Annotated in this window: 12 protein-coding genes, 2 tRNA genes, 1 rRNA gene and 1 riboswitch; all 15 genes read left to right on the forward strand. The window is 36.4% G+C overall.

Annotated features, from left to right (window positions below):
* Positions 1-410 precede the first annotated feature (410 nt).
* The gene (locus BUB90_RS10710; protein WP_073287416.1) at positions 411-800 is read left to right on the forward strand and encodes a hypothetical protein; all 390 of its coding nucleotides are present in this window, start codon (positions 411-413) and stop codon (positions 798-800) included.
* Positions 801-814: 14 nt separating this feature from the next.
* A complete protein-coding gene (locus BUB90_RS10715; protein ID WP_073287419.1) occupies positions 815-2977 on the forward strand; it encodes a Tex family protein in 2163 nt (720 codons plus the stop codon).
* Between the two features lie 252 nt (positions 2978-3229).
* A riboswitch (FMN riboswitch) is annotated at positions 3230-3349 on the forward strand.
* 226 nt (positions 3350-3575) lie between these two features.
* Entirely contained in the window at positions 3576-4199 is a 624-nt protein-coding gene (locus tag BUB90_RS10720; protein WP_073287421.1) for an ECF transporter S component, read from the forward strand.
* Positions 4200-4314: 115 nt separating this feature from the next.
* Complete coding sequence (locus tag BUB90_RS10725; RefSeq protein WP_073287424.1) at positions 4315-4827, forward strand: YcxB family protein; 513 nt, start codon at positions 4315-4317, stop codon at positions 4825-4827.
* 12 nt (positions 4828-4839) lie between these two features.
* Entirely contained in the window at positions 4840-5268 is a 429-nt protein-coding gene (tsaE, locus tag BUB90_RS10730; protein WP_073287427.1) for a tRNA (adenosine(37)-N6)-threonylcarbamoyltransferase complex ATPase subunit type 1 TsaE, read from the forward strand.
* A gap of 90 nt (positions 5269-5358) precedes the next feature.
* Positions 5359-6078 (forward strand): tRNA (adenosine(37)-N6)-threonylcarbamoyltransferase complex dimerization subunit type 1 TsaB, encoded by a 720-nt coding sequence (tsaB, locus tag BUB90_RS10735; protein ID WP_073287430.1) that lies wholly within the window; start codon positions 5359-5361, stop codon positions 6076-6078.
* Between the two features lie 13 nt (positions 6079-6091).
* Positions 6092-6529: a ribosomal protein S18-alanine N-acetyltransferase gene (gene rimI, locus BUB90_RS10740; RefSeq protein WP_242952524.1), complete on the forward strand. Its 438-nt coding sequence runs from the start codon at positions 6092-6094 to the stop codon at positions 6527-6529.
* A 77-nt stretch (positions 6530-6606) separates the two neighbouring features.
* On the forward strand, positions 6607-6855 hold the full coding sequence (locus BUB90_RS10745; RefSeq protein ID WP_442871733.1) for a hypothetical protein: 249 nt from the start codon (positions 6607-6609) through the stop codon (positions 6853-6855).
* Between the two features lie 229 nt (positions 6856-7084).
* Positions 7085-7996, forward strand: a complete 912-nt coding sequence (locus BUB90_RS10750) for a ribonuclease Z (protein ID WP_073287433.1) — start codon at positions 7085-7087, stop codon at positions 7994-7996.
* A 137-nt stretch (positions 7997-8133) separates the two neighbouring features.
* Positions 8134-8721, forward strand: coding sequence for a DUF6715 family protein (locus BUB90_RS10755; RefSeq protein WP_073287436.1), 588 nt, complete (start codon positions 8134-8136; stop codon positions 8719-8721).
* Positions 8722-8910: 189 nt separating this feature from the next.
* On the forward strand, positions 8911-9936 hold the full coding sequence (gene tsaD / locus BUB90_RS10760; RefSeq protein ID WP_073287439.1) for a tRNA (adenosine(37)-N6)-threonylcarbamoyltransferase complex transferase subunit TsaD: 1026 nt from the start codon (positions 8911-8913) through the stop codon (positions 9934-9936).
* A gap of 155 nt (positions 9937-10091) precedes the next feature.
* Positions 10092-10817 carry a 2-C-methyl-D-erythritol 4-phosphate cytidylyltransferase gene (gene ispD, locus BUB90_RS10765; protein ID WP_170865475.1) on the forward strand — a complete coding sequence of 242 codons (726 nt, stop codon included), beginning with the start codon at positions 10092-10094 and terminating at the stop codon, positions 10815-10817.
* 278 nt (positions 10818-11095) lie between these two features.
* Positions 11096-11181 (forward strand) — tRNA-Ser (locus BUB90_RS10770).
* 72 nt (positions 11182-11253) lie between these two features.
* A tRNA-Ser gene (locus BUB90_RS10775) sits at positions 11254-11342 on the forward strand.
* Positions 11343-11677: 335 nt separating this feature from the next.
* A 16S ribosomal RNA gene (locus tag BUB90_RS10780) occupies positions 11678-11863 on the forward strand; the annotation flags it as partial.

The raw sequence follows: 11863 nt of genomic DNA on the forward strand, positions 1-11863 counted from the left end.
GTAAGTATATTTAGTAACTAAGTACATTCATACGCCGGCAATAAAAACAACCTTCCAACGAAGTATGCCTTAAGGCGGACATAAACGTTCGTCTCTGACATGCATCTTATGGAAGGTTTTTTTGTCGTCGCAAATTATTGTACGTAGTTGCTAAAAACATGTTAGTGAATCTATAAGTTATTTTGCAAATGCATATCATATCAGTTGATAACCATAAGAGCCAATCATATCAGTTGAAGATTTGACAGAATTAACTTATATATTTTTTTAATAATTATTTAATTGTATTTCTGTTGATTTAGCATTATCATTTCTAGTAACTTAGTGTAACTTATCAAAAGAGATTTAAGTCTTGTAGCACTGTATTGAGTTTTGCGATTAATAAGAAAATTAGAAAGTGAGGAATCAGTATGAATTGGTTAAGAAGAGTTATGATTGGTAGGTATGGTGTGGATCAATTGTCTATTGCACTTCTTGTGATTTCGGTTATACTAACAATAGTGGGAATTTTTCCAAAGACGCACGTGCTTTCGACGTTGGCATTAATACCGTTGTTACTTTGCTATTTCAGAACATTTTCAAAAAATACAAGAAAAAGGTATGAAGAGAACCAAAAGTTCTTATCTTTTTGGAATCCAATACGTAATACATTTACGAAGAGGGTAGAACGTAGTAAGGATAAAACACATCGGTTTTTTAAATGCCCAAAGTGTAGCAAGACGGTTCGCGTTCCCAAAGGGAAAGGGAAAATCTGCATAACTTGCCCGATATGTAAAGAAGAATTTATAAGAAAGTCGTAAAGGAGTTTGTCTAGATGGATATATTAAAACAGTTAAAAGACGAATTGGGAATCAGACTAGAGCAGGTAGAAGCTACTGTTAAGCTGATTGATGAAGGGAACACCATACCGTTTATTGCTAGATATCGTAAGGAAGTAACGGGTTCGTTGAATGATGAAGTGCTACGTAATTTACATGAAAGATTGTTATACTTACGTAATCTTGAAGATAAGAAGACTTCTGTATTAGCTAGCATAGAAGAACAAGGCAAACTTACAGAAGAATTAAAGAAACAAATTCTTGAAGCGGCTACTCTAGTAGTAGTAGAGGATCTTTACCGCCCTTATAGGCCAAAGAGAAGAACAAGAGCTACGATAGCCAAAGAGAAAGGTTTAGAGCCACTTGCTAATCTAATTGTAATGCAGATGCTTACTAAGCCAGTGGAAGAAGAGGCGAAAGAGTTCCTATCAGAAGAAAAGGAAGTTCATACAGTAGAGGATGCAATAGCAGGGGCAATGGATATTATTGCTGAAAGTATTTCAGATGAAGCAGATTATCGCATCTATATTCGTAAAGTAACGATGCAAGAAGGAACCATTACATCTGTTGCAAAAGATGTGAAAGTAGAATCAGTATACGAGATGTATTATAACTTTGAAGAGACAATTGCTAAGATAGCAGGACATCGTGTTCTTGCCTTGAATCGTGGCGAGTCAGAGAAGATACTAACGGTTAAAGTGAATGCTCCTATAGAGAAGATTTTAAGATATCTAGAAAAGCAAGTTATTCGTAAGGACAATGCCTATACAACGGGTTTATTAGTTAAAGTAGTAGAAGATAGTTACAACCGATTAATTGCACCAGCTATCGAACGTGAGATTCGTAATGAATTAACGGAGAAAGCGGAGGATGGTGCCATTAAAGTATTCGGAAAGAACTTAGAACAACTTCTTATGCAACCACCAATTGTGGGACAAACTGTACTTGGTTGGGATCCAGCATTCAGAACTGGTTGTAAGTTAGCGGTAGTAGACCCAACAGGGAAAGTGCTTGATACAACAGTTGTATACCCTACCGCACCACAGAATAAGGTAGTGGAAGCGAAGAAAGTTGTGAAAGCACTAATTGAGAAATATAACATAACATTAATCTCAATTGGTAATGGAACTGCATCTAGAGAATCGGAATTAATCGTATCAGATATGATTAAGGAGATGAATCGTCCGGTTCAATATATAATTGTAAATGAAGCTGGAGCTAGTGTATACTCAGCAAGTAAATTAGCAACAGAAGAGTTTCCTAACTTTGACGTAGGTCAAAGAAGTGCTGCCTCTATTGCTAGAAGACTTCAGGATCCACTCGCTGAACTTGTTAAGATTGAGCCTAAGGCAATTGGTGTAGGACAGTATCAACATGATATGAACCAGAAAAAACTTGGAGAAGCACTATCTGGTGTTGTAGAAGATAGTGTTAATAAGGTAGGTGTAGACTTGAATACGGCAAGTGCCTCCCTGCTTGAGTATGTATCAGGTATTACGAAAGTAATAGCAAGGAATATCGTTGCGTACCGTGAGGAAAACGGAAGATTCACAAATCGCAAACAATTATTGAAGGTTGCAAAACTTGGACCAAAAGCATACGAACAATGTGCTGGGTTTATGAGAATTGCAGAGGGAGATAATCCGTTAGATGCAACAAGTGTGCATCCAGAGACATATGATGCAGCAAAATCACTATTAGATACCTTAGGTTATACGTTAGCTGATATAACGAGAAAAGATGAAACTGGTAAACCGGTATTATCGAGACTTAGTAATAAGATTACAGATAAAAACAAAACAGCGAATGAACTTGGTATAGGAACAATTACTTTAGAAGATATTGTGAAGGAGTTAGAAAAACCAGCAAGAGATCCTAGAGAAGAGATGCCAAAACCAATTCTACGCACGGATGTACTCGCAATGGAAGATCTATCACAAGGTATGATCTTGAAGGGTACAGTAAGGAATGTTATTGATTTTGGCGCATTTGTTGATATCGGGGTTCATCAAGATGGATTAGTTCATATCTCACAATTAACGGATAAGAAGTTCGTAAAGCATCCTCTTGATGTAGTGAGTGTTGGAGATATTGTTGATGTGAAAGTTATGGATGTTGATTTAGCTAAGAAGAGAATCCAGTTAACAATGAAGCTGTAATAGAAGTAATGTATCAGTTATTTTAGGTAAGCAAGAAGGTTATAAAGAGTAAGGTGTATATGGATATACGTATTGACAAAAAAGAAGAAAATGTATATTATAATCTTAATAGGTAACTGTATGGTTACCCAGCTATTTCGGATTTAGATACGCGTAAAATGAAGGAAAAACATTCATTCTGGCGTAAGCTAACCTGCGAATCGTTAGCATTAGATTTTAGAAAAGCTGCAAGATGAAACAAAAATGAATAAGATAGTTCTTCGGGGCAGGGTGAAATTCCCGACCGGCGGTTAAAGTCCGCGAACTGCGTTAAGCAGTTGATTTGGTGCAATTCCAAAACCGACAGTATAGTCTGGATGAGAGAAGAAGACATTGGATATTATTATCACGCTATAATTAGATTGTTATAGATGAGAATAGTAATAATTGACGATGAATAGCAAACGCCCTGAATGTTTTCGTTCAGGGCTTTTTTATCTTATAAAGCTTTAGAAAGGGATATAAGATAAAGCGCTCCAGAACCTTCTTAGATTGCCTTGCATAGGTGTCGCACTACATATTTCGTGCAAGAGAAAGCAAATAATAAGGAGAGATTGTAATGACAGAGAAGACAAATCAATTAAAAAAGGTTGGCTCATTAGCCAGTAAGGAGGTATTCTCCACCAAGAACCTAGTGTTAATTTCACTCTTGTCGGCAGTGGCATATGTATTGATGCTATTACATTTACCATTCAAATTCATCGGATTTTTAGAGTTAGAATTTAGTGACGTTCCTGCTATCATAGGTGGGATTCTCTATGGACCAGCGGTTGGTATTATTGTTGAATTAATTAAGAATTTAATCAAAGCAATTACAGCTACAACAACAGGTGGTGTTGGAGAATTTGCAAACTTTGTGATCTGCTCAGCATTCGTATTACCTGGATCACTTTTGTTCAGACGAATGAAAGGAAAAGGACGTGCGTTTGTATCTTTTTCTATCGCTACTATATCAATGACAGTAATAGGTGGGCTAGTGAATTATTTTATTATGATTCCGCTATATGCTAAGGTATTTGGAGGGATGGATGCGGTTATAGGAGTATCTTCACAGATGATACCAGCAATTAAAGATTTAGGAACGATCGTATTATTTGGTATCACACCATTTAACATAGTGAAGGGAATTATCCTTGGAATTGTAAGTTGGTATATTTATAAACCACTTAGAAGTAGGATTTAGTGGATTACCCGTTGTCTTTTTGCTAGTATCTGCTATAATACAAGTAGTAAAGTAAGTCGACGTAATAATGGATTTGAAACCTGCGTCGGTGATTAGGAAAGGCAGGAGCTTGAAGATGGACAAAAGGGTAAACCTAAAGATCGAGCTGAAAGTATCAGAGATGTATGAATTCTTATTAAGGCATGCATATACCAGTGTAGCAGGATTAGTAGGAGTTGGTATTAGCTTAGTAGCATTTGTATTTTTCCTTATAAGTCTTAATAAATCCGATGCTTATCAGAATATATTGTTATTATTAATAGCTTCATTATTTACTATAGTAAATCCAATTCAGTTACGTTTTAAGGCAAAACAACAAGTATGCCTAAATCCAATGTTTAAGATTCCACTTGATTATGAATTTAGCGATAATGGAATTGTTGTTAAGCAGAATGATCAACAAGCAGAATTATCTTGGAATGATACCTTTAAGGTAGTGGAGACCAACAAACTGGTTATTATTTATTTCTCAAAAGTAACAGGTTATATTCTTCCAAAATCCCAAATGGGAGAACAGAAATCAGATCTGATGGACTTAATCCGAAGCCATGTAGATGAGAAGAAATGTAAACTTAAAGGAAGTAAATAGATTGGAGTTAGTATGGTAATAGAAAGTTTTAGTGAAAAAGAGACATATCAGCTTGGATATGATCTTGGAAGAAAAGCGAATAAAAAAGATGTGTTTTGTCTCCTTGGTGATTTGGGAGTTGGTAAGACCGTTTTTACTCAAGGATTCGCTGATGGGTTACAAATTGAGGAACCCATCAGTAGTCCTACTTTTACAATTGTACAAGAGTACCAGTCGGGAAGAATTCCACTCTATCACTTCGATGTATATCGCATAGCTGATGTGGAAGAGATGGAGGAAATCGGATACGAGGACTATTTCTACGGGGAAGGGGTATGCCTAATTGAATGGGCGAATCTTATCGTAGAGATTTTACCGACTGAACTTACTGTAATCAAGATTGAGAAAGATTTAGAAAAAGGATTTGATTATAGAAGGATAACAATTGAGGAGAGTCTATAAAGAACAAGGGGGAAGAAAGCGAATGATTTGCACCGCTTAGTAGCCTTTGTATGAACACCGGATATAGATCTAGTGTAGATGGGAGTAAATATGAAAATCTTAGCAATAGACAGCTCGGGATTAGTTGCTTCTGTAGCAATTGTTTCTGAGAATGAATTAATAGGTGAATACACAATTAACTTTAAAAAAACACATTCACAAACATTACTACCAATGTTAGATGCTGTAGTGAAGATGGTGGAACTGGATTTAAAAGATATTGATGCAATCGCAGTTGCCATGGGCCCTGGATCGTTTACAGGTCTAAGAATCGGATCGTCTACAGCAAAAGGCCTTGGATTAGCACTTGATAAACCAATTATTGAGGTACCAACAGTAGATGGACTAGCCTACAATATTGGTGCTACCGATTATAGTATCTGTCCCCTAATGGATGCCAAGAGAAATCAGGTATATACAGGTATTTATGAATATATAGATGGAGAATTCCAGGTAGTAAAGCCGGAATGCGCGGTCTCACTTACTGACATACTTGATGAAATTAACGCAAAGGGCAAGAAAGTCATCTTCTTAGGAGATGGTGTACCTGTTTATAAAAATCAAATTACTGAATATGTAAAGGTACCATATGTCTTTAGTCCAGTACATCTGGATAGACAAAGAGCAGGAGCGATAGGAGCACTTGCGTGTAGATATTATGAAGAAGGTAAGATTGTTACAGCACGTGATCATAAACCAGAATATCTAAGATTATCCCAAGCGGAGCGAGAACTTGCCGAAAAGAATAAAGCAACCCAGCAAGCCCAGTAAAGGAGTAATTGAAGTGTTTGATATTAGGTTAATGGAAGAGAGTGATTTAGAACAGGTAGTTGAGATTGAAAAGAGTATCTTTTCGGATCCGTGGAGCAGACAATCCTTTTTGGACTCTTTGAATCAGAATATGTGTGTCTATCTGGTTGTGGAAAATCAAGAAGAAATAGTAGCATATTGTGGCTTATATGTTGTTCAGGATGAAGGACAGATTACGAATGTAGCTGTTAAGGAAAACTATAGGAACGCCCATGTAGCCACAGATATGTTAAATGAACTGATTAAGCATGCCATAGATAAAGGTGCGTGTAATTTTACCCTGGAAGTACGAGCAAGTAATAATGCAGCAATTCATATATATGAAAAACTAGGTTTCGAGAAAGTGGGAACTAGAAAAAAGTTCTATGAAAAACCCGTCGAAGATGCAATTATTATGTTGCTTTACAAGTAATTTCCACTACAATATTTGGGGATTTCCTTGTATAATATAGGTATCTGGTGGGTGTGCAATGGTAGGAGGGATAGGTAGTGAAGTGGATGAAAAATGTACAGGAATTGAAGCTTAAGGAAATGCGTTGTAACGTATGTGGAAAGAAGTTAAAAATTGAACATGGCATTTTGAAAGAAGATGTTTTTACTGCTGAGAAAGAATGGGGATATTTTTCTCGTAAAGATTTACAAATACACACATTTAATGTATGTGAAAAATGTTACAATAAAATGGTTTCGAACTTTGTGATCCCTGTTGATGTCTCTATGAAGAGAGAAGTCATGTAAGGATAATTAATGAATCAGCATAATTATGAAGTTGTACCGCCATGGAATAGAATATAGTAGAATAAGAATTGTATATGACAAATTGCCATAATTTAAGTGGACAAACTGTCATATACAATTTTTTTGTTGCCCTGTTCATTGAAGAAATTACTAAAATGTGTTAAGATGAAGTCGAAATGTTAATAATATTGAGATAGTAACCGATAATTACAGTAAGTGAGGATAATAGATGTTAGATGTATGTTTGTTAGGTACAGGTGGTATGATGCCCCTACCGAATAGATGGTTAACGGCACTGATGACTAGATTGAATGGAAGCAGTTTGTTGATAGATTGTGGAGAGGGAACTCAGATAGCAATAAGAGAAAAGGGTTGGAGTGTTCATCCTATTGATGTAATCTGTTTTACGCACTACCACGGAGATCATATTAGTGGATTGCCAGGTTTGTTGTTATCTATGGGGAATTCTGATCGTACAGAACCTGTTATAATGATTGGTCCTAAGGGACTTGAACGTGTTGTTAATTCGCTAAGAGTGATAGCTCCTGAACTACCATTTGAAATTATTTATAAAGAAATATCAGGAGCAGAAGAGACTTTCCAAATAAAAGATTATGTTATTAAGGCTTTCCGAGTAAGTCACAATATTACTTGTTACGGATATAGTATATGTGTACCACGTGCAGGTAAATTTAGGCCAGACAAGGCTAGTGAGAATAACGTGCCACAAAAGTACTGGAGTCGTTTGCAAAAAGGTGAAGTGATTGAAGAAGACGGAAGATGTTTTGTGCCTGATATGGTTTTAGGGGAACCTCGTAGGGGAATTAAATTAACCTATTGTACGGATACTAGACCGGTTCCAAGCATCGCAGAAAATGCAAGCCATTCTGATTTGTTTATTTGTGAAGGTATGTACGGCGAGAAAGGTATGGAAGAAAAAGCAATTGCACATAAACATATGACATTTGGGGAAGCGGCTACTTTAGCAAGGCAAGCAGATGTAAAGGAGTTGTGGCTTACACACTATAGTCCATCATTGATTCGTCCAGATGAGTTTGTTGATGAGGTAAGAGGTATATTCGCTAATACAAAGACTGCAAAGGACGGAAAATCTATAACCTTACTATTTGATGAAGAGTAGTTATTTAAGAATTGTAACGATTCAAAACATCCCGGTCGGTGCTAAAATGAACATGTCTCGTACATTTTGTTTGTATCAAGTATTGGAAAAGCGGTGTAACTGAATAGTTACTAAGGATTAACAAGGGAGGAATAGCTATGGAAGTAAGTAAAAGGGAACGCCGTAACAAAACATTGATTGTTGTTATTGGAACGATAGTATTGATCGCGTTATATTTCTTTTTCACGAATAGAGACAATAAGAAGGTAGAACAAGTAGCGTTAACAGAGCAGGTACAAAAAGTAATAAGTACTGATTTTGAGATGGATTACCCTAGTACACCACGTGAAGTGATAATACAATTGAATGAAATATTCGATTGTTATTATAAAAATGATTTAGATGATAAGACTCTTGAAAAAGTCATGGAACAAGAAAGAATATTGTTTGATCAAGAGTTATTAGAAGCGAATTCATTTGATACACAATTAGAGGGGTTAAAAGAAGAGATTCTTGATTATCAAAAGTCGAAGAGAAAAATGGTAGGTAGTTCGGTAGCAAAGAGTAGCACGGTTAAATACTGGAGCGATGCAGGTAGAGATTATGCGGGTATAATAGCAAGCTATACATCAAAGGATAATGAAGTCACTAAGACCTATGAGAGATATATTTTAAGAAAAGATGATCAAGGTAAATGGAGAATATTAGGCTGGGAACTGATTTCAAAACCAAATACCGATATGTAATTAAAAGTTTGAAGAATGGTTTATAAAGTAGGTAGTTGATTATAAAGTAGGAAGTAGTATAATAGGGCATGAATGTAAAGAGTTGCTTTGCATGAGTGCCCTGTCTGTTGATATACAACTATAAGGAAAGTATTATGAACTTATTATTAAGTAATACTATAGCGTAACAGTTTAGTTAGGAGATAACAAATGGAAAAAGATATATTGATACTAGGAATTGAATCATCTTGTGATGAAACAGCAGCAGCTGTAGTAAAAAACGGAAGAGAAGTTTTATCGAATGTGATATCATCTCAAATCGATCTTCATAAATTATATGGCGGTGTTGTACCAGAAATCGCCTCAAGAAAACATATTGAGAAGATTAATCAAGTTATAGAAGAAGCAATGGAAGAAGCTAAGGTTACATTTGAAGATATTGATGCAATAGGTGTGACCTATGGACCTGGTTTAGTTGGTGCGTTATTAGTAGGTGTGGCGGAAGCGAAAGCAATTAGTTATGCAACTGGAATTCCTCTTGTGGGGACACATCATATAGAAGGACATGTGTCTGCTAACTATATTGAGAATAAAGAATTAGAACCGCCATTCTTATGCCTTATTGTATCAGGTGGACATACACATTTGGTAATTGTGAAGGAATATGGGAAGTATGAAATTATAGGAAGAACAAGAGATGATGCGGCAGGTGAAGCATTTGATAAAGTGGCAAGAGCAATAGGTTTAGGATATCCCGGTGGTCCAAAGATTGACGCGCTTGCAAAAGAGGGAGACGGCAAGGCTATAGCATTTCCTCGTGCACATATTGAAGGAGCTCCATTTGATTTCAGTTTTAGCGGAGTAAAATCTGCAGTTTTAAACCATATTAATCATTGTGAGATGAAAGGGATAGAAGTGAATCGTGCTGATATCGCTGCATCGTTCCAAGAAGCAGTAGTAGATGTGCTGGTATCTAAGACGATGGCAGCAGCGAAAGAATACGGAATGACGAAGATAGCATTAGCAGGTGGAGTTGCATCGAATAAGGGCTTGAGAAGAGGAATGGAACTGGCATGTAAAAAGCATGGCTTATCTTTGTTCTATCCATCACCGATTTATTGTACGGACAATGCTGCTATGATTGCCTCTGCAGCTTATTATGAATATAAGAATGGAACAAGACATGGTCTTGATTTGAACGCCATTCCTAATTTGAAGATTGGTCAAAGACAGTAGGTTAGAACGATAACGAAATCATGAGTTGTTTTCTTTCAACCTGTTTGTTAGGTCAGCATCACTAGTAAACTTGTGATATGCATTAGTATTATAATGAGTTTGAATACAGTTTGTGATACACATAAAACCATTTAACCGTAGAAAGGAATATTGTTATGGTGAAGAGGGATAACTATATAGCAATCGTATTGGCAGCAGGTCAAGGGAGAAGAATGCAATCAAAAGTGGCAAAACAATATATGGATATAAATGGGAAGCCGATGTTGTATTATTCATTAAAAGCATTCCAGGATAGTGTAGTAGATGAAATTATAGTAGTAGTAGGAGAGGATGAAGTTGACTACTGTAGAGAACATATTTTGGATCGCTATGGATTTAATAAGGTGAAGGCTATTGTTACAGGTGGGAAGGAACGGTATCTATCCGTGTATAACGCACTACGAACTGTGGAAGAAAGAATAGTTACCGGTATTCTTGAGGGGGATAATCGATATGTATTAATACATGATGCGGCTAGGCCACTTATTACAAAGCAGATAATAGAAGATGCTATACAAGGGGTAGTGAGTAATAAAGCAATAGTAGTTGCAGTTCCAAGCAAGGATACTATAAAGATAGCTAATGAAGCAGGGACAATAGAATACACCCCAAAGAGAAGTCTGACATATATAATACAGACACCACAAGCCTTTGAATTTGATCTATTGATGAAGTCATACCAAGAGGTTATGAAATGTACTAACCTTGAGATAACTGATGATGCGATGATTGTTGAGCACGGGAGTAAGCAAAGTATTAAAATAGTAGAAGGAGATTATAAGAATATTAAAGTAACAACTCCGGAGGATATAAAGATAGCAGAGATATTATTAGAATTATAGAATCTGATAGGTAGGTTTATTGTATAGTTAATCACATAAACTGTTGGCTTAAGAACAGTACAATATTGTTGAATTGCACAAAATTAGCCAATTGTTTGAAAAATAAAAAAAATTAAAAAACTAGTATTGACTTTGTTTTAAGAAAATGATATACTAACTTACGTTGCTGAAGCAAATTGCTTTTGTAAGTAAGAAAATCTAGTGATTTTGCTTGGTGATGATTCAAAAAAATGCTTGACAACAAAAAGCTAGAATGATATACTGTTCAAGCAACACATGGAGAGGTGTCCGAGTGGTTTAAGGAGCTGGTCTTGAAAACCAGTGACTCCGAAAGGGGCCGTGGGTTCGAATCCCACCTTCTCCGTCGCGATGTAAGATTGCGGACGATTATAACATGAATGTGTTATCAATTGTAATCAATCAGCTTGGTTTGCTTGGAGAAGTACCCAAGAGGTTGAAGGGGCTCCCCTGGAAAGGGAGTAGGTCGTTAATAGCGGCGCGTGGGTTCAAATCCCACCTTCTCCGTACAGCTTCAAAGGGTTTCAAAAAAACTAAAAAAATAGTTGACATGCTTAAATGAATGTGATAAACTGTTCAAGCTGATTCAAACAGAACATTGAAAACTAAACAGTGAAACAACCCTGAAAATTCTAATCGTATTCACAAGTTTTACTTGATAGAATGCGAAAAAAGATTTTCAAAAAATAAACGAACCGTGTCATTGTGATTAGTTAGCAATAACAAATCAAATTTGATACACCAAGCGAATTTATTCGCTTTTATAAATTTATGTCGAAAGACATACGGAAACTAAAAGCCAGTTTTAGGTTAGTAAGTTCTGAACAAAGAGATCAAAATTTTAATTTGAGAGTTTGATCCTGGCTCAGGATGAACGCTGGCGGCGTGCTTAACACATGCAAGTCGAACGAAGCAACTATCTTGCTTGCAAGAGAGTTGACTTAGTGGCGGACGGGTGAGTAACGCGTGGGTAACCTGCCTCATACAGGGGGATAACAGTTGGAAACGACTGCTAAGACCGCATAACC

Origin of the sequence: Anaerosporobacter mobilis DSM 15930 (genome assembly GCF_900142955.1) — a bacterium.
GTDB classification, from domain to species: domain Bacteria; phylum Bacillota; class Clostridia; order Lachnospirales; family Lachnospiraceae; genus Anaerosporobacter; species Anaerosporobacter mobilis.